This window comes from Bradyrhizobium sp. CCGUVB1N3, assembly GCF_024199925.1.
GTDB lineage: Bacteria > Pseudomonadota > Alphaproteobacteria > Rhizobiales > Xanthobacteraceae > Bradyrhizobium.
Window position 1 is genome coordinate 9,116,274 of sequence record NZ_JANADR010000001.1, and the last position, 22,265, is coordinate 9,138,538.

The 22,265-nt window shown below is 64.2% G+C and carries 23 protein-coding genes; 9 read left to right on the forward strand and 14 right to left on the reverse strand.

Features of this window, described 5'->3' with window-relative positions:
• Nucleotides 1-3 precede the first annotated feature (3 nt).
• The 5 genes from NLM33_RS43065 to NLM33_RS43085 all read right to left on the reverse strand — a co-directional run bounded on the left by NLM33_RS43065 (nt 4) and on the right by NLM33_RS43085 (nt 5,473).
• Entirely contained in the window at nt 4-1,536 is a 1,533-nt protein-coding gene (locus NLM33_RS43065; protein WP_254104480.1) for an ABC transporter ATP-binding protein, read from the reverse strand.
• Nucleotides 1,533-2,216, reverse strand: a complete 684-nt coding sequence (locus tag NLM33_RS43070; protein WP_254104482.1) for a cysteine hydrolase family protein — start codon at nt 2,214-2,216, stop codon at nt 1,533-1,535. Before NLM33_RS43070 ends, NLM33_RS43065 begins: the two co-directional genes overlap by 4 nt.
• Before the next feature lie 110 nt (nt 2,217-2,326).
• A complete protein-coding gene (locus NLM33_RS43075) occupies nt 2,327-3,253 on the reverse strand; it encodes an ABC transporter permease (RefSeq protein ID WP_254104484.1) in 927 nt (308 codons plus the stop codon).
• Between the two features lies 1 nt (nt 3,254).
• Nucleotides 3,255-4,367, reverse strand: coding sequence for an ABC transporter permease (locus tag NLM33_RS43080; protein ID WP_254104486.1), 1,113 nt, complete (start codon nt 4,365-4,367; stop codon nt 3,255-3,257).
• Nucleotides 4,364-5,473, reverse strand: a complete 1,110-nt coding sequence (locus NLM33_RS43085) for a BMP family ABC transporter substrate-binding protein (RefSeq protein WP_254104488.1) — start codon at nt 5,471-5,473, stop codon at nt 4,364-4,366. Before NLM33_RS43085 ends, NLM33_RS43080 begins: the two co-directional genes overlap by 4 nt.
• Nucleotides 5,474-5,877: 404 nt before the next feature.
• On the opposite strand from NLM33_RS43085, the gene NLM33_RS43090 reads away from it, so the two are divergent.
• The gene (locus NLM33_RS43090; RefSeq protein ID WP_254104489.1) at nt 5,878-7,140 is read left to right on the forward strand and encodes an allantoate amidohydrolase; all 1,263 of its coding nucleotides are present in this window, start codon (nt 5,878-5,880) and stop codon (nt 7,138-7,140) included.
• Nucleotides 7,141-7,192: 52 nt separating this feature from the next.
• On the opposite strand, the gene NLM33_RS43095 is transcribed toward NLM33_RS43090, so the two are convergent.
• A complete protein-coding gene (locus tag NLM33_RS43095) occupies nt 7,193-8,512 on the reverse strand; it encodes a dicarboxylate/amino acid:cation symporter (protein ID WP_254104491.1) in 1,320 nt (439 codons plus the stop codon).
• A gap of 354 nt (nt 8,513-8,866) precedes the next feature.
• Here NLM33_RS43095 and NLM33_RS43100 point away from each other — a divergent pair, with 354 nt between their 5' ends.
• Genes NLM33_RS43100 through NLM33_RS43110 form a run of 3 tightly spaced genes read left to right on the forward strand, consistent with a single transcriptional unit; the run spans nt 8,867 to nt 12,813 of the window.
• Nucleotides 8,867-9,529 (forward strand): TetR/AcrR family transcriptional regulator, encoded by a 663-nt coding sequence (locus tag NLM33_RS43100; protein WP_254104493.1) that lies wholly within the window; start codon nt 8,867-8,869, stop codon nt 9,527-9,529.
• Between the two features lie 13 nt (nt 9,530-9,542).
• Nucleotides 9,543-11,408, forward strand: a complete 1,866-nt coding sequence (locus tag NLM33_RS43105; protein ID WP_254104495.1) for an adenine deaminase — start codon at nt 9,543-9,545, stop codon at nt 11,406-11,408.
• 13 nt (nt 11,409-11,421) lie between these two features.
• Entirely contained in the window at nt 11,422-12,813 is a 1,392-nt protein-coding gene (locus tag NLM33_RS43110) for an NCS2 family permease (RefSeq protein ID WP_254104497.1), read from the forward strand.
• A gap of 8 nt (nt 12,814-12,821) precedes the next feature.
• Here the strand turns inward: NLM33_RS43110 and NLM33_RS43115 are convergent, their stop codons facing one another.
• Complete coding sequence (locus NLM33_RS43115; RefSeq protein WP_254104499.1) at nt 12,822-13,043, reverse strand: hypothetical protein; 222 nt, start codon at nt 13,041-13,043, stop codon at nt 12,822-12,824.
• A 347-nt stretch (nt 13,044-13,390) separates the two neighbouring features.
• Here NLM33_RS43115 and NLM33_RS43120 point away from each other — a divergent pair, with 347 nt between their 5' ends.
• Complete coding sequence (locus tag NLM33_RS43120; protein WP_254104501.1) at nt 13,391-13,579, forward strand: hypothetical protein; 189 nt, start codon at nt 13,391-13,393, stop codon at nt 13,577-13,579.
• Nucleotides 13,580-13,609: 30 nt separating this feature from the next.
• Here the strand turns inward: NLM33_RS43120 and NLM33_RS43125 are convergent, their stop codons facing one another.
• The 3 genes from NLM33_RS43125 to NLM33_RS43135 form a co-directional block, all read right to left on the reverse strand.
• Nucleotides 13,610-14,983, reverse strand: coding sequence for a VWA domain-containing protein (locus NLM33_RS43125; protein ID WP_254104503.1), 1,374 nt, complete (start codon nt 14,981-14,983; stop codon nt 13,610-13,612).
• A gap of 5 nt (nt 14,984-14,988) precedes the next feature.
• Nucleotides 14,989-15,936, reverse strand: a complete 948-nt coding sequence (locus NLM33_RS43130) for a MoxR family ATPase (RefSeq protein WP_254104505.1) — start codon at nt 15,934-15,936, stop codon at nt 14,989-14,991.
• A 147-nt stretch (nt 15,937-16,083) separates the two neighbouring features.
• The gene (locus NLM33_RS43135; protein ID WP_027528411.1) at nt 16,084-16,284 is read right to left on the reverse strand and encodes a hypothetical protein; all 201 of its coding nucleotides are present in this window, start codon (nt 16,282-16,284) and stop codon (nt 16,084-16,086) included.
• Between the two features lie 225 nt (nt 16,285-16,509).
• Between NLM33_RS43135 and NLM33_RS43140 the strand changes: the two genes are divergently transcribed.
• The gene (locus tag NLM33_RS43140; protein WP_254104507.1) at nt 16,510-17,484 is read left to right on the forward strand and encodes a quinone oxidoreductase; all 975 of its coding nucleotides are present in this window, start codon (nt 16,510-16,512) and stop codon (nt 17,482-17,484) included.
• 39 nt (nt 17,485-17,523) lie between these two features.
• Here the strand turns inward: NLM33_RS43140 and NLM33_RS43145 are convergent, their stop codons facing one another.
• Together NLM33_RS43145 and NLM33_RS43150 are read right to left on the reverse strand one after the other, a co-directional pair.
• The gene (locus NLM33_RS43145) at nt 17,524-17,799 is read right to left on the reverse strand and encodes a hypothetical protein (RefSeq protein WP_254104509.1); all 276 of its coding nucleotides are present in this window, start codon (nt 17,797-17,799) and stop codon (nt 17,524-17,526) included.
• Nucleotides 17,800-17,916: 117 nt separating this feature from the next.
• Entirely contained in the window at nt 17,917-18,528 is a 612-nt protein-coding gene (locus tag NLM33_RS43150; RefSeq protein WP_027528414.1) for a S24 family peptidase, read from the reverse strand.
• A gap of 172 nt (nt 18,529-18,700) precedes the next feature.
• Between NLM33_RS43150 and NLM33_RS43155 the strand changes: the two genes are divergently transcribed.
• Nucleotides 18,701-19,222: a GcrA family cell cycle regulator gene (locus tag NLM33_RS43155; protein ID WP_254104511.1), complete on the forward strand. Its 522-nt coding sequence runs from the start codon at nt 18,701-18,703 to the stop codon at nt 19,220-19,222.
• 59 nt (nt 19,223-19,281) lie between these two features.
• Nucleotides 19,282-19,866, forward strand: coding sequence for a hypothetical protein (locus tag NLM33_RS43160; protein ID WP_254104513.1), 585 nt, complete (start codon nt 19,282-19,284; stop codon nt 19,864-19,866).
• Nucleotides 19,867-19,986: 120 nt separating this feature from the next.
• On the opposite strand, the gene NLM33_RS43165 is transcribed toward NLM33_RS43160, so the two are convergent.
• Together NLM33_RS43165 and NLM33_RS43170 are read right to left on the reverse strand one after the other, a co-directional pair.
• Nucleotides 19,987-20,970 (reverse strand): DUF3592 domain-containing protein, encoded by a 984-nt coding sequence (locus NLM33_RS43165; RefSeq protein WP_254104515.1) that lies wholly within the window; start codon nt 20,968-20,970, stop codon nt 19,987-19,989.
• A gap of 146 nt (nt 20,971-21,116) precedes the next feature.
• Nucleotides 21,117-21,473, reverse strand: a complete 357-nt coding sequence (locus NLM33_RS43170; RefSeq protein ID WP_254104517.1) for a hypothetical protein — start codon at nt 21,471-21,473, stop codon at nt 21,117-21,119.
• 202 nt (nt 21,474-21,675) lie between these two features.
• On the opposite strand from NLM33_RS43170, the gene NLM33_RS43175 reads away from it, so the two are divergent.
• Nucleotides 21,676-22,140, forward strand: a complete 465-nt coding sequence (locus NLM33_RS43175) for a hypothetical protein (protein WP_254104519.1) — start codon at nt 21,676-21,678, stop codon at nt 22,138-22,140.
• Nucleotides 22,141-22,265 lie beyond the last annotated feature (125 nt).

Sequence of the window (22,265 nt, forward strand, 5' to 3'; positions counted from 1 at the left end):
CGGTTAATGTCCCGCCATGTGACGGCCGACCACGGTGAGGTCGGCTTCGCTGGTCCGTGCTTCATACACGAATTCGCCGTGGAACATCACCACCAACCGGTCGGACAGCTCGAGCAATTCGTCGAGATCCTCGCTGACCAGCAGCACCGCCGCGCCGCGATTGCGCGCCGCCATGATTTCGGCGTGGATCTGGGCAACCGCCGCGAAGTCGAGGCCGAAACAGGGATTGGCGGCGATCAGTACCTCGACGTCGCTGCCGAGCTCGCGCGCGAGCACCGCGCGCTGGACATTGCCGCCTGACAGCGCCGAGATCGGCGTCTCCGGCGTGCGCGTCTTGATCTTGTATTGCGCGATCTTCTTTCGGGCGTCGTCCCGGAACGCGCCGCGGTTGAGCCACCAGCCGAGGCTCGCAAAGGGCGCGCGGTCGAACTCGCGGAAGGCGATGTTGTCGGCGACGCTCATGCCGCCGACGCAGGCGTTCTTGAGCGGCTCCTCCGGTAGCAGCGACATCTTGTGCCGGCGCATCTCCTCGCGGCGCGCGTGATAGGGATCGCCGGCGACGCGGATTTCGCCGCTCTCGGCGTCGCGCTGGCCGGCCAGCACCTCGACGAGCTGACGCTGGCCGTTGCCGGAGACGCCGGCGATGCCGACGATCTCGCCGGCGCGCACGGTCAGGGAGACATCGTGCACAGCAATAGCGCCGGCATCGTCGAGCGCCCGGACCTTTGCCAGCTCCAGCCGCGGCTTGCCGGTTTCGCCGGTGCGCGGGGGCTGCACCGTCAACTCCTCGGCGCCGATCATGGTGCGCGCCATGGCGTCGGGCGTGAGCTCGGCGACCTTGCCCTTGCCGGCGAGCTTGCCGCGCCGCAGGATCGTCACCTCATCGGCGAAGGCCATGACCTCGCGGAATTTGTGCGTGATCATCAAAATGGTCAGCTCGCCCCTGACCACCATGTCGCGGAGCATGCCGAGCACCTCGTCGGCTTCGGCCGGCGTCAGCACCGAGGTCGGCTCGTCCAGGATCAGGAAGCGCCGCTTCAGATAGAGCTGTTTGAGGATCTCGCATTTCTGCCGCTCGCCGGCGGAGATGTCGGAGACCTTTGCGTCGAGCGGCACCTTGAACGGCATCCGCGCCAGAAAAGCTTCGAGCTCTCTTTTCTCCTTGGACCAGTCCACCACCGCCGGAACATCGTCGCGCGCGAGCACGAGATTCTCGGCGACCGTCATCGCCGGCACCAGGGTAAAATGCTGGTAGACCATGCCGAGCCCGAGCGCGTGCGCGTCCTTTGGATTGCCGATCGCCTGCTGGCGGCCGCCGATCAGGATGTCGCCTTCGGTGGCGTGGTAGTAGCCCATGATGCATTTGACGAGCGTCGACTTGCCCGCGCCGTTCTCGCCGAGCAGCGCGTGGAAGGAGCCGGGACGCACCTTCAGCTCGACATTGTCCAGCGCCAGGAAATCGCCGAAGCGCATGGTCATGGCGAGCGCGTCGACGCCGAAGGCGCCACTCGGCGGTGGTATTTCGCCGATGATCACGAGATCGCCCCGATCAGGGCGTCGGAGGTCGCTACCGCGCCAAAGACGCCGCCCTGCATCTTGATCATCTTCAGCGCGTGGTCGTGGTTGCCCTTGTCGGTCGCGCCGCAGCAATCGTGCAGCAGCACGCATTCGAAGCCGCGGTCGTTGGCCTCGCGCATGGTGGTGTGGACGCAGACGTCGGTGGTGATGCCTGTGAGCACGATGTTCTCGATGCCGCGCACGCGCAGGATCAGTTCGAGATCGGTGGCGCAGAACGAACCCTTGCCGGGCTTGTCGATGATGGGTTCGCCCGGCATCGGTGCAAGCTCGGGGATGATCTCCCAGCCGGGCTCGCCGCGCACGAGAATGCGACCGCATGGGCCGGGATCGCCGATCCCGGCGCCGATCTGCCGCGAGCGCCAGCGCTTGTTGGCGGGCAGATCGGAGAGATCGGGGCGATGGCCTTCACGGGTATGGATGATGTGGAAGCCCTGCTTGCGCATCACCGCGAGCAGCTTCTTGATCGGCTCGATCGGGGCCCGCGTCAGCGAGAGATCGTAGCCCATCTTGTCGACATAGCCGCCGACGCCGCAGAAATCGGTCTGCATGTCGATGATGACGAGCGCTGTGTTCTCCGGTCGCAGATCGCCGTTATAGGGCCAGGCATAAGGCTCGGACTTGATATGGCGCTCGGGCATTGTTGGCTCTCTGCGGCTCTAGCGCATGATCCGGAAAAGCGTGCAGCGGTTTTCCGACAAGATCATGCTCAAACAAAAGGAGCTAAGGCGCGATGATCATTCATCGCGCCTTAACGGGTGATCGACAATTCGGCCGGCGCGCCCGTCAGCGTGCGCTTCGGCGAGCAGGTGATGATCATGATCGCCAGCGTCAGGATGTAGGGCGCGGCGTTGAAGAGGTGATAGCCGGAGGTGACGCCGACCGATTGCAGCGCCGGTCCGAGCGCTGCGGCGCCGCCGAAGGCGAGCGAGGCCCACAGGCACAGCATCGGATCCCAGCGCGCGAAGATCACGAGCGCGACCGCGGTGATGCCCTGGCCGGAGGACAGGCCCTCGTTCCAGCTTCCGGGATAGAACAGCGACAGGAACGAGCCGCCGATGCCGGCGAGGAAGCCGCCGACCATGGTGGCGCGCAGCCGAATCAGGAGCACGGAATGGCCCATGGCGCGCGCAGCGTCCGAGCTTTCGCCGGCGGTGCGGATGAGCAGGCCCCAGCGCGTTGTGCGGAACGCCCAGTGGAGGATCGGCGCGAGCGCGACGCCGATCAGGAACATGACGTTGATGCGCAGCGCCGCCCGGACCTGCGGGATATCGCTCCACCAGCCGAAATCGATCGCGGGCAGCCGCGGCGCGGTCGGCTCGATCAGCGGCTTGCCGAGATAGAAGGCGAGGCCCGTGCCGAACAGCATCAGCGCGATGCCGACCGCGATGTCGTTGACGCGCGGCAGCGAGCAGATTCCGGCATGCAGCGCGCCGAGAAGCGCGCCGGTGACGCCCGCGGCGAGCACGCCAAGCCAGGGCGAGCCCGAGAGATAGGAGATGCCATAGGCGCTCATCGCGCCCATCACCAGCGTACCTTCAAGGCCGAGATTGATGCGACCGGAACGCTCGGTGATGCATTCCCCCAGGCTCACGAACAGGAATGGCGTGGAGACGCGAATGGCGCCGCCGAACACGGCGAGCGGAACGGTCCAGAGTCCGATCGAGCCATCTGCCATCTCAGGACTTCCCCTTGAGAAAACCGATGCGGCCGTAAAGCGCATCGCTTGCCAGCACGAAGACGAAGATGATGCCCTGAAGCACCAGTACGGACGCATCGGGCAGCCCCAGACGGCGCTGCAACAGCCCGCCACTGGCGCTGATGCCGCCGAGCAGGATCGCGACCGGAATGATCGCAAGCGGATTTTGCCGCGCGAGGAAGGCGACCAGGATGCCGGTGAAGCCGTAGCCGGCGGCGAGATTGGCATTGGTGCGGCCCTGCACGGCCGCGACCTCGACCATGCCCGCGAGCCCCGCCGCACCACCGGCGAGGAAGCAGATCGTGAGGATCAGCTTGTTGACGCCGAGGCCCACGATCTTCGCGGCGCGGATGTTGCCGCCGGCAACCCGCGCGGCGAAGCCGAACACGGTGTGGTAGATCAGGATGTAGGCCGCGATTGCGGCGACCAGGCCAAAGACCAGCCCCCAATGCACGTCGGTGCCGGGGATGCTGCCGATCATGTTGGCCGCGCCGATCTCGCGCGTCGACGGCTTGTTGAGGCTCGCAGGGTCGCGCATCACGCCTTCGACGAGATGGTTGAGGATGGCGAGTGCGATATAGACGAGCAGGAGGCTCGAGATCGTCTCGTTGACGCCGCGATATTGCCGCAGGGCGCCGGACAGCATGATCCACAGTCCGCCGCCGATCACGCCGGCGCAGACCATCGCAATCTGGACCACGAGCGGCGTTGCGCCTTGCAACGCCAGCGCCGCGCTGGTTGCCGACAGCGCGCCGATCAGGAGCGCGCCTTCGCCGCCGATGATGACCATGCCGAGCTGCGCCGGCAGGGCCGTACAGAGCGCGGTGAGGACGAGCGGCGCGGCGCGCGTCAGCGTGTTCTGCCAGGAGAACCAGGTGCCGAACGCGCCCTGGTACATGTAGAAATAGAGGTCGAGCGGGTTCTTGCCGAACAGCGCGACGAAGATGCCGAACGCGGCGAGCGCGCCGACCAGCGCCGCGCCCGGGATCAGGATGTACTCGATGCTCGTGCCGTGGCGCTGGAGGAAGCCCGCGTCAACGGCCGGGGCGACGGCCCCGACCGCTTCGACGGGATCCGCCGCTTCCGTTGTCACGAAGTCGCTCCGATCACGCCTTCGACGAGATAGTCCATCTTCTCGAGCTCGGGATCCTGCTGGCCGCGCTCGGTGCCGGCTGCGATCACCGTCTTGCCCTTGTTGTCCGTGATCGGACCCTTGAAGATGACGTAGTTGCCGGCGGTGAGCTTGGCCTTGATGTCGTCGGCATGCTTGCGCGCTTCCGCGGACACCGCTTCGCCGTAAGGCGAGACCTTGACGATCTCTTCCTTGAGGCCGCCGCGGTAGAAGTTCGGGATCTCCTGACCCGCGGCGATCATCTTGACGAATTTGGGATAGAGCGCCTCCCAATTCCACTCGGCGCCGGTGAGATACGCCTTGGGCGCCAGCGCCGACTGGTTGCAGTGATAGCCGCACACCATCGCGCCGCGTCGCGCGGCGTTCTCGACCATGGTCTTCGGACCGTCGACATGGCAGGTCAGCACATCGACGCCCTGGTCGATCAGGCTGTTGGTGGCCTCGGCTTCCTTGACCGGCATCGACCAGTCGCCGGTGAAGATCACCTGCGTGGTTGCCTTCGGATTGGCCAACCGCGCGCCGAGCGTGAAGGCGTTGATGTTGCGCAGCACCTGTGGGATCGGCTTTGCCGCGACGAAGCCGAGCTTGCCGCTCTTGCTCGTGTGGCCCGCGACGATGCCGGAGATGTACTGGGCTTCGTCGATATAGCCGAAATAGCTGCCGGCGTTCTTCGGGTCCTTGTCGGTCCAGAGGCCGCCGCAGTGCTCGAAGCGCAGCTTGGGGTACTTGGTCGCCATCTTGACCATGTGCGGATTGAAGTAGCCGAACGAGGTCGGGAAGAGCAGGGTGGCGCCGTCGAGGTTGATCATGGACTCGATGGTCTTCTCGACCGCATCGGTCTCCGGCACCTTCTCTTCCTCGACGACCTTCAGGCCCGGAATCTTCTTCAGCGCCGCCGCGCCCTGCGCGTGCGCCTGGTTGTAGCCATAGTCGTCGCGCGAGCCGACATAGATGAAGCCGATCGTCGTTTCGGCCGCGAAAGCCGGGCGGACACCGACCGCCGCTCCCAAGGAGAGCGCCGCGCTACCCTGCAACAAATGCCGTCGTGAAATCCTGCCAAAATCCATTGGATTCTCCCTTGGCGGGTGGACCGCCCCTCTCTCCTGGCCATCGCCGGTCTGGCGCAGCCGGAACAGGATGTCGCAAGCTTCGTGCCAGAGGTTATCGAGCAAGCATGCGCACCTAACTTATTGTAAAATAACGGATATATTTCGAGTTCGAATCTTGGGCAGATGACGCTGAGATTAAATTATAGGCAGTATAACGACATTGTATGCAAGGTAGTTAAGCAACGTTAACCGGGCTCCCAGCGGTTCTCCGATGTGCCGGGTGGCCTGCCGGCCCGGCATTCATGCTAACCAGTCCGCGAGTCGGACCTGCGCGTAAGCCGTGCGCTGGCCCGAACTTGTATCGATGGTCATCGGGCCTCGCTTGAGCGGTTGCGGCCTGCAGGATGGAAAGTTTGCGCGAGATGGCTCCTGGTATCGCCGTTCAAAATGGCTCGCTCGGCGAGGAGATCGTACGTCGCATCAATGAACTCGGTTCCATCTCGGAAGATGCGGACAAGCTCACACGGATCTATCTCAGCAAGGAATTGCGCACCGCCGCCGATCTCATCCTCGGCTGGATGCGCGAGGCCGGCATGCGCGTCCATCTCGATGCGATCGGCAATGTCTGCGGCCGCTACGAAGGCGAGCGGCCGGGCTTGCCGTGCCTGATGCTGGGCTCGCACTACGACACCGTGCGCGATGCCGGCAAATGGGACGGTCCGTTAGGTGTGATCACGGCGATTGCCTGTGTGGCCGAGCTGAACCGGCGAGGCAAACGCCTGCCGTTCGCGATCGAGGTCATCGGCTTTGCCGACGAGGAGGGCGTGCGCTTTGCGTCCACCCTGCTCGGCAGCCGCGCGGTCGCCGGCACCTTCGACGAGAGCGTGTTGAACACGCGCGATCGCGACGGCGTCTCGATGCGCGATGCGCTCGTGCAGTTAGGCCTCGATCCCGATCACATCGGCGCGGCCGCGCGGACGCGGCGCGAGCTGCTGGCCTATCTCGAGCTGCACATCGAGCAGGGACCGGTGCTGGAAGCGCAAGATCTCCCGGTCGGCGTCGTCAGCGCGATCGCCGGCGCGACGCGGCTCGCCGCGCGTCTGACCGGCATGGCCGGCCATGCCGGTACCGTGCCGATGGCACTGCGTCGCGACGCGCTGGCGGGTGCGGCCGAATGCATCGCTGTGATCGAGCAGTTCTGCCGCACCGATGAGGGCGGGCTCGTCGGCACCGTCGGCTACATCCACGCAAAACCCGGCGCGACCAACGTCATTCCCGGCGAAGTGTCGTTCACCATCGACATGCGCGCGCCGACCGATATGCATCGCAAGCGCGCGGTCGCCGACATCGTCCGCCAGATCGAGGCGATCGCCAGGCGCCGGAAGCTTGCGCTCCAGCTCGACGTCACCCACGAGAACCGCACCGCGCCGTGCGCGCCCTGGCTGAAGGACCAGATCGCGCAGGCGATCGCCGCGGAGGGATTTGCCGTCTTCGAACTCCCGAGCGGCGCCGGCCATGATGGCATGGCCATGATCGACATCGCCGACGTCGGCATGATCTTCGTCCGCTGCCGCGGCGGCGTCAGCCATCACCCCGACGAGCATGTCGAGCACGCGGACGCCGACGCCGGCGCGCGCGTGCTGCTCGGGGTGATCGAGAATTTTCAGCCACGGGAAGGTGGCTGAGCTTGACGTGACTTCGCTTCACCTTGCCCCGCTTGCGGGGAGAGGCGAAGAACTACCCCGCCGTCACGTCCACCGTCTCGCCGCCGTCCAGCACCTGCGCCGCCTTGGCGCGGTCGAGATCGCCTTCCCAGGCGGCGACCACGACGGTGGCAACGCAATTGCCGATGAGGTTGCCGACGGCGCGCGCCATGCCGATGAACCAGTCGACCGAGAGCACCAGCACGAGACCGATCGCGGGAATGCTCGGCACGGCGTTCAGCGTCGCCGCCAGGATCACGATCGCCGAGCCCGGCACGCCGTGGGTGCCTTTCGATGTGATCAGGGACACGCCGAGCACCAGCAGGAGATCGCCGAAGGATAGTGGCGTGTTGGTTGCCTGCGCGATGAAGACCACCGCAAGTGTCAGGTAGATCGAGAACGCATCGAGGTTGAAGGAATAGCCGGTCGGGATCACGAGACCGACCACGGAATCCTTCACGCCCATCCGCTCGAGCTTCTTCATGATCTGCGGCAGCACGGCGTCGGAAGACGCGGTCGCGAGCACGATAGTCAGCTCCTCGCGCAGGTAAGCGAGGAATTTGAGAATATTGATTCCGGCAAGCGCCATCACGCCGCCGAGCACGCCGAGCACGAAGATGCCGACCGAGACGTAGAACAGCATCACCAGCGAGACGAGCTGCTTCAGCGAACCGACGCCGTACTTGCCGACGGTGTAGGCGACCGCGCCGAGCACGCCGAGCGGGGCGGCCCGCACGATCAGCCCCATGACGCGGAACAGCACGGTGGATGCCGCATCGATGAAGGTGGTGACGAGCTTGCCCTTCTCGCCGCCGACCAGCGCAAGGCCGACGCCGAATAGCACCGCGAAGAACAGCACCTGGAGCACGTCGTTGCGCGACAGTGCATCGAACGAGGTCGACGGGATCACGTTGAGCAGGAAAGCGCCGATGCCCGCGCCTTGCAGCTTGTGCGCGTTGTCAGCGTAGGTGTTGAGCGCCTTGGCGTCCAGCGTCGAGGGATCGATGTTCATGCCGTGACCGGGGCCGAAGACGTAGGCGAGGATGAGGCCGACCACGAGCGCCACCGTCGTCATCGCCTCGAAATAGACCAGCGCCTTGACGCCCACCCGGCCGACTTTCTTGAGATCGCCGGCACCGGCAATGCCGTGCACGACCACGCAGAACACGATCGGCGCCACGATCATCGAGATCAGCTTGAGGAAGGCGTCGCTGAGGATCTTGAGGCTGATGGCGAAGTCCGGGACGGTCACGCCCAGGATGATGCCGAGCACCAGCGCCGCCAGAACCTGGACGAACAATGAGGTGTAAAGCGGCTTCGGCTCGGCGGCCGGCGCCGCGGTGATGGTCGACATGGTGGACTCCCCCGGTTTGACGCGTCTTGGACGCCAAAAGGGAGCAACAACCGTGCCAGATTGCCGCGGCTTAGGGCCGAAGATCCGGCTTTTTTGGGCCGTGTCCACGGCCGCTGTCCGCAACGACGGCTTCGCTGTGCCCGCAGCCGATGCTCCGGCGCCCCAACCGTGACGAGCCGCAGAGCGGCGAAGGGCAAGGGCGACCCGCGGGGCTTTGATCCTTCGAGACGCGCGCTCCGCGCTTCCCGGTTTGCGGAGGCGAAACATGCAGTGGCATCGACGCCCATTGTTGCGGCGCGGGGTGCCTCAAATCTCGCCTTGACCGTCGAAATCGCCGAATGTCAGACTTATGACATGAGTACAGCCAAGCGACGCGAGCCGAGCCTACGCGATGAATATGCCGAGATGACGCGGCAGCGCATCGTTGCGGCCTTTGTCGAGACGCTGGAGGACGAGGCGGCCGACGACATCTCGATGGCAGCGGTCGCCAAGCGCGCCAAGGTCGCCGAGCGGACCATCTATCGCCACTTCAAGACCCGCGCGGAGCTGTTTGCGGCCGCGGGTGAGTGGATCGAGAGCAACGTCTTCAGCTACATTCCCTTCACCTCGCCCGACGAGCTGCCGGATATTTTCCGCAAGCTGTGCAAGCGGTTCGACCATCATCCGCATCTGGCGCGGGCCATTGCAATGACGCGGGCCGGGCGCCGAGTGCGTGCCGGCTTCCGGCGTCACCTGATCGAGCAGCATCGCAAGGCGATGGCGCCGCTGGTCCGGCATCTGCCCGCGAAGGAGGTCCGCCAGGCGGAGGCGCTCGCTTCGTATCTGAACAACGTGCTGGCCTGGAATGCGATGCGCGAGGATTTCGGCATGTCCAGCACTGATGTCGCCGACGCGATCGAGTGGGCGCTCACGACTCTTTTGAAGGATGTTCGTCAGCGCGATGCTGCGGCGGCGCGCAGCGGCAAGGCCGGCAAATCGCCGCGAAAGCGAACCGTGGCTGCGAAAGAGCCGGCGTAGAGTGAGGCATGTCATGACTGCGATACCCGACGATCTCCTGATCAACGCGCCCGACGAGGTTCGCATCCGCCAGGACCTGGTGTTGACGGCGCTCGGCCGCCGCCCGGCCGACCGCAGCCTGCGGGTCGGCAGGTTGCTCGACGTGCACAGCCGCACCTGGAGCGAGGATCAGGAGATCGTGTTCAAGGGCCGGCGCATCGCGTGGGTCGGGCCGGCGGGAAGCTATCCAGGCGAGATCCGCCAACGCGTGCATCGGCCCGAACTCGCCGCCGTGCCCGGCTTCGGCGAGGTGCACAAGCACATCGAAAGTTCGCATCTGACGCCGGAATGGGAGGCGGCGCTGGTGCTGCCGCATGGCAACACCTGGACCTGCGAGGCGAGCCACGAATTCTCCAATGTCAACGGTGCACGCAATCTCGAATTCTGGTTCGAGGCACGCCGCCGCGGCTCGCCGCTCAAAATCTTTCCGCAGCCCGGTTCGGCCGTGCCACCGACGGCTTATGAATGGGGCGGCGGCTGGTATGGTCGCGACGAGCAGGCGCGCTTCATGGGCGAGAGCCTGATGGTCACCGGGCTCGACGAAGTCATGGACTGGCCGGCGGTGTGGAATCCCGACAATCCCTCCTACAAGCGGCTGTGGGGCATGATCGAAGCAACGTTCGCTGCGCGCGGGGTCGTGGAGGGCCACGCCTCGGGCTTGCGCGATCTGCCCTCCATCAACGCTTTTGCCGCAGCGGGGCTCGCCTCCGATCACGAGGTGCAGACGCCGGAAGAGACCTGGGACAAGCTCACGCGCGGCCTGTTCGTCGAGCTGCGTGTCTACGCGATGGATGAGATCGTCAAATGGTTGCTTGCCAAGGGCTTGCAGGACTGGTCCCAGATCGCGTTCACGACCGACGACCGCAGCGCCAGTCACACGCTCGAGCTCGGCGCCAGCGACCACAATGCGCGGGTCGCGATCGAAGCTGGCCTTGCGCCGGAAATCGCGATCCAGTGTCTCACCATCAACCCGGCGCGGCACATGCGCCTCACGCCGTTCGTCGGCAGCCTCGCGCCCGGGCGCTTTGGCGACGTCGTGCTGCTCTCGGACGTAGCCAAGCTCACCATCGCCGAAGTGTGGGCTGATGGCGCGCAGGTCTCCGACGGCAAGCGTTATCTCGGCGAGGTGCCCAGGATCGAATGGCCGGAATGGGCGACCAAGACGGTCAATATCAAACGTACGATCAAGCCAGAGGATTTCGAGCTCTCGGCCGAGCCTGGTTGCACCACGATGAAGGCGGCCGTGATCCGTCCCTTCCACTGGCATCCCGAGTTCTACACACTCGAATTGCCGGTGCGTGATGGCGCCGTGCAGCGCGATGAGAGCGAGGCCATCACCAAGTTCGCTGTCGTCGACCGCTTCTCCGGCGACGGACGGGTTGCAAAGATGTTCTGGCGCGGCTGCGGACCGCGGACGCCGGAGACGGCGCTGGCCTGCTCGGTCGCCCATGACAAGCACAATATCTGGGTAGTCGGCTCGTCCGACGCGGCGATGGCCAAGGCGGTGAACGCACTGATCGAGCTTCAGGGCGGCTGGGCGCTGGTGCGCGAGGGCGAGCTCGTTGCGACCGTGCGCTTCGAGGTCGGCGGGCTGATGAGCTGCCGCTCGGCGCAGGCGCTCGATGCCGAGATGCAGGCGCTCTACGCCGAGGGTCGCAAGGTCGACTGGATGTATGAGCCGACCTTCCGGCCGCGCTGGTATCCGGGATTCCCCGAAAGGCTGATGTTCGCAACGCTGACCTGCGCGCCCTGGAGCTGGGTGCTGGTGGCGCCGTGCGAGCAGGCGCCGCTCGGGTTTATCAATGTGCAGACCGGTGAAGCGCATCCGGTGGTCTGGTAGGGGAGTGACTGGGATGAACGAGATGACGCCGCCGCAAGCCGCTTCTGCAGAACCGGCGCCGCGCGCCGCCGCAGGCCCGCTCGATCGCATCTTTGGCCTCACCGAGCGCGGCACGAGTGTCGGCCGCGAGGTGATGGCCGGTGCGACGACTTTCGCGGCGATGGCCTATATCATCGCGGTGAATCCGGCGATCATGTCCAACGCCGGAATGGACCGCGCCGATCTCGTCAGCGCCACGGCACTTGCCGCTATCTTCGGCTCGATGATGATGGGCCTTTGGGCCAACCTGCCGCTCGCCGTTGCGCCTGCGATGGGCTCGAACGTCATCTTCACCTATGTCATCGTCAAGCAGATGGGCATGCCCTGGCAGGGCGCGCTTGCCATGGTAGCATTCACCGGCGTGCTGTTCTTGATCCTCAGCCTGTCGAAGCTGCGCGAGAAAGTCGCCAAGGATGTGCCGGAAGCGATGAAGGTCGGCATCCAGGCTGCCGTCGGCACGCTCATCGTCTTCATTGCGCTGCGCGGCGCCGGCTTCGTGGTGCAGAACCCCTCGACCTACATCGCGATGGGATCGCTGCGCAGCCCGCCAGTGCTGCTGACGCTGTTCGGTCTTTTGCTGACGCCGGTGCTGGTGGCGCGCCGGGTGCCCGCGGCGCTGATCCTGTCGATCGCACTGCTGACCCTGATCGGCTTCTTCGTTCCCGGCGCGAACGGCAAAATGGTGACGTCGGTGCCATCAGCCATCATGTCGTGGCCACGCTGGCCAACCAGCACCTTCATGGCGCTCGACATCGGCTATCTCTTCAGCCATTTCGTCGTGACGCTGCCGCTGCTGTTCTACTTCCTGTGCGCTGAATTCTTCTCGACGCTGGGCACGCTGATCGGCGTCACGGGTGCCGCCAATCTGCGCAAGCCTGACGGTTCGATCCCGAATGCCACCGCGGCGTTTGCGACCGACGCTACGGCGTCCATCGTCGGCCCGCTGCTCGGCACCTCCGTCGTCACGGCCTATATCGAGTCCATCACCGGCGTGCAGGCCGGCGGTCGAACCGGCCTGACCTCGCTGACTGTTGCGGGGTTCTTCTTCCTCGCGCTGTTCTTCTGGCCGATCTTCGTCATCATCCCGCCGCAAGCCACCGCGCCCGCGCTGGTGCTCGTCGGCGTCTTGATGATGCAGGGTCTCGCGCGCATCGACATGACCGATCTCGTCAACGCGGTGCCGATTGTGCTCACCCTGCTGGTGACCGTGCTGACCAACAATCTCATCAACGGCATGGCGCTGGGCACGCTGAGCTACATCGCGCTTGAGGTCACCTTGGGGCGCCGCGCGCAGATCCCGGCAATGGTCTGGGGGCTGGGTTTCGTGTTCATCGCCTACGCGATCGTGATTGCGCAGATATTCTGAAGGCGGGGCTACGCCGCCAGATCCAGCAGCCGGCACGATCCACGCACCAGCACCTTGCGGCCGGATGAAGTCATCATGGGAACGCCGTCCCTGATCGCGACGAGGCCGAGTTTGACGAGGTCTTCGACCGCATGGGCCTTCGAAAGACGATACTGCGCCGTCGGACAGCGCAACGCTTTCAGCATTTCCCACTGGTCCGGCGAAAGATCGAAGTCGAAATCGTCGTTCATGTTGCCTCGAAATATCTGGCCGCTCGTGCACCGATTAGCGGTGCAGCATGAAAACCATGCGACGACATTGAGTCGGGAATTCGATTAGCTGTTTAGAACACCTCTTCACGAATGCCTGAGATCATTGCGCCACAATAGTTAAGATCGCGCGCGTGCGGATATCGTTCCGATATCAGATCACCTTTTCATGATCTGGAGTTGATGGTGCGTAGCGAGTTGCCGCAGTGCACGGGAAGGAGGCCTGTCCCATTCCGCACTGCGATGTGCACAGGAAAACCAGACAAGCCGTTCAAGACTCTGTTACGTTGATTCGCGGGGAATGGCTTCACGCGGCAGGAGTGGAGTGCATGCAGAGGCTGGTGGCAATTCGTAGTCAGGAATCCTTTTGCCGGGAACGTGCAGTGCTGGATTCCAATCGTCGGGTTTTCTGGCTCGCGCAGGCGGAAGAGTGGGAGCAACGCGCGCTCGACGAGATCGCCTATCACTTTCGCGAGTGCAATCTGGCTCACGGCGATTTGCGCGCAGTCGCCAGCTAGCGGATATCGGCGACGAATGTAATCGCGGGTCTACTGATAGCTCGCCACGATATCTGACACAGCGCGCTCGAGCTGTTGCGCGGTGGCGCATTGTCGCACTAAGCTGCAAAATGTCGCGTAGCGCGGCATCTCGGAGTCGCCAAAACCCCAGACCATGCGGCCCTCCGGATTGAGCCAGACCAGCCGCTTCGACCGCTCGGAAATGCGCCGCAAGATGTCGGCGCGTGGATCAAGATTGTTGCTGCGGGCGTCGCCCAGCACGATGACGGTGGTTTGCGGCGTCAGCGTGCTCATGAACTCATGCTCGAAGTCTTCGAGGGAGGAGCCGTAGTCGGATGAGCCGAAGCCGACCTTGGACATGATCTCGGTCATCGCCGCCTCGGGCGAGTTCGATTCCAGGATATCGCTGACTTCGATCAGATGCGAGGAAAACGCGAAGGAACGGACATCGTCGACCACCTCGTGCAGCGAGTGGATCAGCAGCAGGAAGAAGTCGGAGACGCGGGCAACCGAGCCTGAGACGTCGCACAGCGCCACGATCTTCGGCCGGTCGCGGTGCTTGCGCTTCCAGGCCGTGAGGAACGGCACGCCGCCCCAGGCGGCGTTGCGGCGCAGCGTGCGGCGGACGTCGAGATGGCCGCGGCGCTGGCGCTTGCGCGGCTTGGAGTAGCGCTCGCGCAGGCGGCGCGCGATCTTGCGGATCAGCGCACGCATCTCCTCGATCTGGCGCGGCTCGATGCGGGCCAGCGGCGCATTGCGCAAGATCTCGTTGCGCAGGTTTTCTGCCTCCTCGCGCGCATAGAGCGCGAGCCCCTGCGCGACCGTGTCGCGGACGGCTTCGCGCAAGCCCTCGAGCGCTGTGCGCAGACGCTCGGCGAGCGACGGGTTGGCCGCGGTCAGTTCGTCGAGATCGTCGCGCAGGCGCTGAAGGCCCATTGCGTCGAGGATGCGGCCGGAAAATATCCCGCGCTGGGTGGAATAGCGAATATCGGACAGCGACGCCGCGCCGGCCGCGCTGGCAATTGCCGCCGCAATCGCGTTGCGGTCCTGCGACAAGAGCATTTGCGCCAGTGGACCCAGGCCTTCGGTGGGCTGACCGCCGCCTGCGTCATTCGCCGCGTCGGGAGAGGGCGGCTGGCTGCCCTCGGGAGGCGTATCGTTGTCGTTGGCCTCCTGCTCCTGCCGCGGCTCCGGCTGGCTGAAGAACAGATCAAAGCAGTCGCCGAGCGCGAGTTTCTCGTCCTGCGACTTCGCCAGCGTCAGCAGCAGCGCATCGCGCAAGATGCCGCGGTCGGAAAAGCCGACTTGCGCGACTGCGCGCATCGCGTCGATGCTTTCGGCAGGCGAAACGTGGACGCCGGCGCCACGTGCCGCACGAAAGAAGCGATGGAGGTTCTCCCGCATCGGTTTCAACCAAAGACGTTGGACCGCGCCGCCTTGGCAATGAACGTCGTGACGTGGGGCGCCGCCGCCTCGATGTCAGCCTCGTATTTCAGGAGCACGTTGAGCGTGTCCTTGACGATCTCGGTATCGAGCTCGCCGGCCTGCAACAGCACCAACACGCGCGCCCAGTCGATGGTCTCGCTGACCGAGGGCAGTTTTTTCAGGTCCAGGGTGCGGATCTCGTGGATGAAGCCGACCATCTGCCGGCGCAGCGTCTGCGAGATCCCGGGCACGCGGCTCTCGACGATCCGCTCCTCCAGCCGTTGCTCGGGGAAGCCGATGTGCAGATGCAGGCAGCGCCGCTTCAAGGCGTCGCCGAGATCGCGCTCGCTGTTGGAGGTGAGGATCACCGTCGGCGGCGTGATCGCCGAGACGGTGCCGAGCTCGGGAATGGTGACCTGGAAATCGGACAGGATCTCCAGCAGCAGCGATTCAAACTCGGCGTCGGACTTGTCGATTTCGTCGATCAGCAACACACAGCCGCCGGGCTGCTCGAGGGCCTGGAGCAGCGGGCGCGGCTCGACGAACTCCTTGGAGAAGAACACGTCGCCGAAATCATGCAACTGGTCGAGCGCGGCATGCAGCGTCTGCGCTCCGCCGAGCACTTCGCCGAGCTTGTCCTTCAGGATCTGCGTGTACAGAAGCTGCTTGGCGTACTTCCACTCGTAGAGCGCCTTGGCCTCGTCGAGGCCCTCGTAGCATTGCAGGCGGATCATCTTCATGCCGCGCCAGGCGGCAATCGCCTTGGCAAGCTCGGTCTTGCCGACGCCGGCGGGTCCCTCGACCAGGATCGGCTTCTCGATCTGTTGCGACAGATAGACTGCGGTGGCGATCTGCCGGCTCGCGATATAGCCTTGCGCGGCGAGGCCGCTCTCCACTGCCTCGATCGAGGTCGAGGCCTTCTGATCAGCCACGAATGGGCGCTCCCGATGGTCTTGCTCGAGGCTTGTTCTGCCCCCCTTCCGGACAAAGGACAAGCCTCGATTATCGGTGAACACGTTGCGCTGACGGCATTTTTCCGCTCAGCGCAAATACGGGAGCGCAAGGCTCGGGCGTCTCGATCAGTGCCGCAGCAACTCAGGTTTCCGGATGGTCTGCCGCAGCTCGCCACCGCAATCGGCGCATTCGTAGACGAAGTCGATCTTGGCAAGGCTCCAATGCGGCTCGACCTCGCGCACATACATTGGCAGGAACCCCATGCAACTGGGGCAAATCACAGGCGCGATCTCGATGTCCTGATGATGCTGTACATAGGCTGGCATCTCGGCTCTCCTTCGCAGGCGACCATCAAACCCCGCGTAGAATCTACCGCCGGTGGCGTAACCACCGTCATCAACTCTTTCGAACAGAGGCGGAACGGCGGGCATTTGTCCACCGCTGTGACATTCCTGTAACGTCTCTGTACTGTAACGGGCGGACTAAATGCCTATTTCACGGCCCAATCCGCTTCTTCGACGCACACTCCAACAATAAGGGAGCAAACACCCATGACTCACGCCATTCGTTTTCACAGGACCGGGGGTCCGGAAGTCCTGGTTTGGGAGCAAGTCGAGGTCGGCAAGCCCGGTCCGGGTGAGGCGCGCATCCGTCACACCGCGGTCGGTCTCAATTTCGTCGACATCTACAACCGCTCGGGTCTCTATCCCGCGCAATTGCCGAGCGGGCTCGGCAGCGAGGCGGCCGGTGTGGTCGAGGAGGTCGGATCCGGCGTGACCGATTTGAAGCCGGGTGATCGCGTTGCCTACGGCGCCTCGCCACTCGGCGCCTATTCCGAGGCGCGGCTGATCCCGGCCGACCGGTTGTTGAAGCTGCCGGATGGCGTCGACGACAAGACCGCGGCGGCGATGATGCTGAAGGGGCTCACGACGCAGTATCTGATCCGGCAGACCTATCGCGTGAAGGCGGGCGACACCATCCTGCTGCATGCGGCAGCGGGCGGCGTCGGCCTGATCCTGAGCCAGTGGGCGAAGCATCTTGGCGCGACAGTGATCGGCACAGTGAGCAACGACGAGAAGGCCAAGCTCGCGAAAGCTCATGGCTGCGACCACGTCATCATCTATAGCCGCGAGGATTTCGTGAAGCGTGTCGACGAGATCACCGGCGGCAAGAAGGTGCCGGTCGTCTATGATTCCGTCGGCAAGGACACTTTCCTGAAGTCATTGGACTGCCTGGCGCCGCTCGGTGTCGTCGCGCTGTTCGGCCAATCCTCCGGCGCGGTCGAGCCGCTCAATCTCGGACTGCTCGCGCAGAAGGGCTCGCTCTACGTCACCCGCCCGACGCTCTTCACTTACGCGGCGAAGCGCGAGAACCTGGTGGCGATGGCAGGTGAGCTGTTCGACGTCGTGAAGTCCGGCGCGGTCAAGATCGAGGTCCACCAGACCTATCCGCTGAAGGACGCGGCGAAGGCGCATGCTGATCTCGCGGCGCGCAAGACCACGGGATCGACCGTGCTGCTGGTGTGATGCCGGATCGATGGTGATGCAGGCCGCTCGCGGCCTGCATCACGACCGTTCGTGCTTGCGCAGGTCGCGGGCGTGATCGAAGCGGGCCGCCTGGAGGTCGACCTCGCCGGGCGCAATCTCAGGCAGCGCAGCCTGCGTGAGGATGTCCTCGGTCACGTCCTCGACCGCGGACCCGCTGATTTCGTGGATGAAGCAGATGTTTCCGTATTCACCGGAGGCGACGCGCGAGACGACCTCGCGCCGTGTGACTTCGGGGTCGACGACCGCTTCGCGGCCGCGGCGACCATAATCGATCATCACGACGAAATACTGCATCAAGAGTCCCTGCTCGCCTCGAAGCGAACTGCAGTATTTCTGAAAATAAGAATATAGTCAAGCCTCGACTTCCAAAAATCGGAAATCGAGGCTCTGTGGTCTCGAACAGGCCACGCGTTACTTACCCTTGCCCTTGCGAGCGCGGGCGGACTTGGCGCGCAGACGCTCGAGTTGGCCCTTGGGCATCGTGAGGCAGATTTCGCCGACCCACTCCAGCTTCACGCCGACGATCGGCTTGGCGTTGAAGCTGGCGAGATTGACGACAGAGGGGGTCTTGCCTCGTTCGATGGTCTTCAGATAGCGCTCCCCCGTCTTCAGCCGGACCACGGCCTCCTCGCCATAGAAGCTCGACAGCGGGAAACGTTGCTCCTTGTAGACCACGATCACGTCGCCGTTCTCGTACTTGGGCAGCATCGAATCGCCCATGACCTCAAACGCGACGGTCTCCTCCATGATCGGGAAGGGCAGTACGATGTCGCCAAGTCCTTCCGGCGGGACCTGCTCATATTCCGGCTCGATCACGGCGCCGGCGCCGACCCGGCCCATGATTGGCGAGAGATTGAGCTCAAGGTATTCCATGATCGGCAGGATTTCCGACGCCTTGACCAGCCGCTCGCCGCCGAGGATTTCGGAGACCGCGCCCGGGCGGACGCCCATGGCCTGGGCCAGCCCGCCCTTGCTCTTGCCTGACCGCTTCAGGCCCCGTTCGATCATCGTTGCGTCCAGCATGGTGATTCCCTCGCTTGTCCTGCTTTCATTTCAACAGTAACCCGAAATTCGGAATTATCTATTACGAATATCAGAATTCTGAGCTTGACTTGCCATTCGGAATATCGGAATGTGTGGTTCGCCTCAAGAGCGTCGTTCGGACCAGGTGGGGCGGATCACAGGGTAAGACAGTATGGAACCGGGCAACTGGGCGTCGGAGCATTCCGACGCGCTGCGCGACTATTTTTTCAAGGGAATGTCTTTCGCGGAGATCGGGAAGGAGATTAACGCAAGATTTGGAACGAATTACAGCCGAAACGCGGTGATCGGGCGGGCCAAGCGGATGGGGCTTGCCGCGTCCGAGCAAATGCCGGCTCCGCCGATCGCGCCGCATCTGCCGAATGGGCTTGTCCCGCAGCGCTGGCCGAACCCTTCTGGGAAAAGTGAGGCGTCCGAACCGCCGCTCGTGCCGGCCGAGCCGATCAAGCTGCGCTGCGTCGGGATCTGGCCGCGGCTGGTCCCGCTGCTCGCGCTTGAACCCGGCGACTGCCGTTATCCGTATGGCGGGGACAGGGACGGGGAGCCGATCGCCTTCTGTGGTCATCCCCGGCGCCCGGGCTCCAGCTATTGCACGCCCCATTTTCACCTGACCTCCGGGCCCGACACTGCGCATACGACCGGCCCGGTCATCCTGCGGCTCGTCGCAGCCGCCTGAACCTGATCGCCCCATGCTGGGAATCCGATTTCCATCGTCTCGTGTCAAGGAGTATCCAAGTGGCTCGTGCCAAACGCAGCAAAACCTATCGCCTGGAAAGCATCTACGACCGCAGGTCACGTGACTTGCCGCTCCACGCCGAAGTGGCGGAAGCCGAGGTGGACAATCCCTTAGCCCTTGATCCCGGCGAGAAAATCATCGCGTTGCGCTCGATTCGCAACGATCCGTTGGGCCGGCTCCATTCTCATCACCAGATCGACGAAGCGCAGTACCGCGGCGGCCGTGCGTTCCAGAACGACTGGGAGAACGCGGAGCGGGGGCCGCAGGCGGTCGATCCGGGCCGGGAATATGTCGATGGCACCCTTGGCCGGGAGCCCGTCACCGAGAGCCAGCGCCAGGCGGTGCTGCGGCTGAACCGGATCGAGCGCGAGCTTGGCACCGACGGCGCGGCGCTCGTGCATGATGTCCTGGTGCTCGGACTGACGATGGAGCAGGTTGGGGAACGCCGCGCCGTGCGCAGCCAGCGCTGGAACGACTATTTCTCCAAGAGGCTGCAGGAATGCCTGGACCGGCTGGCGCAGATCTACGGCTTTGCGTCCGACGGCGCTGGCGCGACGAGCCCGCCTAGCACTAAAGCGCGATGACATAGTTATCGCGCTTTAGTTCATTGACCTCGGCGCAAACGCGTTCCGCGTTTGTCGCGAGGGAAAATCGCATCACACTTTGCGCTAACGCGGACCTTCGGGTCCGGATCATGCGCTAGCTCACGAGAAGCTGGCGCGAACGAAGATCCAGACCAGGGCCGTTGCCACGGCGGCGCTGATTGCGCCGAAGATCAGCGGCGCGAACGAGCCCTGGCGGCTTTCAGGCTCGAGCACGGCCTGGGAAGGTTGCCGGGGATCGTAATGGACCGTCACGGCCTGGCCGGGTGGATATTTGCTGGCTGCGCTTTCGGCGAGCTCGCGAAGCCCGTAGATGCCGGTCCAGCCCCAGTTTGGCTGAACGCCGACGAAATCCCGATTGCCGACGCGATAGGCGTAGCGGAGATCGACCTGATAGCGGTGGATCTTCTTGACGCGCGTCCGATCGTCGTCGCTGCGATCCTCGATCATCTCCTCGATCACGCGCGAAGCCGTCACCGTGCCCGGAGCGGTGGGCCAGCGCAGGCTTGCGGTGGCGAGCCGGCGCATCCGGACGAAGGCGAGAATGGCGGCCACGGCCGCGGCGAAAGCGAGTGCCGGAAGCAGGAAGGCGAACAGAGGTATCCCGTTGGCGGCATAGAGCACCCGGCCGGCGATCGCGTGCGCGATCAAAACGGCTGCGATGATGCCGAACGTCACGGTGAGGACGACCTGCGCCGAAAGGTTGCCGACCTGCGAGGGATCGAGGACGGCATTGCCGGGGTCTTTCGGATCGACGTGAACGTCGACCACGGCCCCGACCGGATACTGCCCCGCCTGTCGTGTGGCGAGCGTCCTCGTCGTCATTGCCGTGCCACCGATCCTCGTCCTGTCGCTCTCGAACTCCCGGCCGCCGACCCGGTAACGATAGCGGATAAGAGGAGTTGCATCGTTCAGGTCATCGGATACGTGCGCCGACGGCGCTTTCACCTCCGATGCGATGATGACGCCTTCGACGGCTATCCAGCTGGCGGCGGCCTGGAGACGGCCACGCAGGCGAACCAGGTTGAACAGCAGGCCGCCAAACATCAACGTGCAGATGCCGGCACCGATTTGGGTCCAGAGCAATTGGGTGCTATCCAAGGTATGCGCTTTCTCGCTTGGGGAGGGAGCAGGGACAGTCCGGCGTCGCTTCTTGTCGACATGCCCAAGAGCGCGATGCGATTGGATGAATCGTCATCGCGCCGGGTTGTTCTCGAGCGTGATCACGCATCTCACGGATGCGGCATGATCTGGTACGGCGTCGTGTAGGGTTCGACGCGGAGCGAGGCGTTGGCCAGCAATCCGATCTTGGCGGTCGGCGCCTGCTGCATCTCGCCGTTCTGGCCGCGGTGGACGTTGTATTGCCACACGGTGAGATCGCCCTTCTGTGCCAGCGCATGGGCCACCGCGCTGGCGTCGTTGCCGCCGAGCGCCTGGAGCTCTTCGGCGTTCAGTCCGATGACGATTTCGTCTTTGACGGTGACGATCTTGAAAAGGTTCATCTTGGTCTCCTGCGCCCATGCGCCGTGTGATGCGAGAGTGAAAAGCGCAACCGCCCCGCCCTTGATGAGATCGCTGCGAGAAAGCATTCCGTCTTCCTTTGCTGGATGCGCGCCCGAATCGTTAGTCCAGAAGTCAGCCATGGCGCCCGTGATCCGCGTGGCCGTATCGCACTGGGCCTTTGGTCGCCCGCTTGCGAATGGCGGTTCATGCCTTTGAAAAATATCGTAAGACGGTGAACCGCGACGTGGCGCGTCCCGTCCAAGTATGAGACCTAAGCGGGACCTTTAGATGAAATTTGCCGGCGTCGTTTGCCTTCTGGCTTCTCTGGCTGCGGCCGGCGCTGCTCACGCGGCCGATCTCTCCTACGTCGGAACCTGGAAATTCACGAGCGCGGTGGTGGCGCCTTGGGCAGATCCGCAACACAAGCCCGACAGCGCAGAGCAGGCGCGGCTGATGGGCAAGGTAGTCGTCGTCAAGGCCAAGGAAATCTCCGGACCACCCCCCTTTGCCTGCGCCAAGCCGCAATACAAGCTCACCGACTACGGCGCCGACATGATCTTCCAGGGCGCTTTCGACGAGATGCAGCACTCCAGCAAGAAGGCCGATCCGAAGGCGCTCGCCGTCTCGCTCGGCTTCACCAGCGACAAGATCAAGACGCTTGAAACGGGCTGCGAGATCGATTTCCACTTCGTGGACGATGCGACCATCGAGGCGGGCCTCAACGATTACGTCTACACGCTGAAAAAGCAGTAGCCCGATCGGTTCGCGGCCCCGGCGTCGACTCCGCGCCTTGCCGGTCCCGAACCGGGGCGCCAGCCTTCAAATCGCAATAATATGTGCGCATCGTGCCCCCCGTTCCCCGTTCATAATCGGAAACA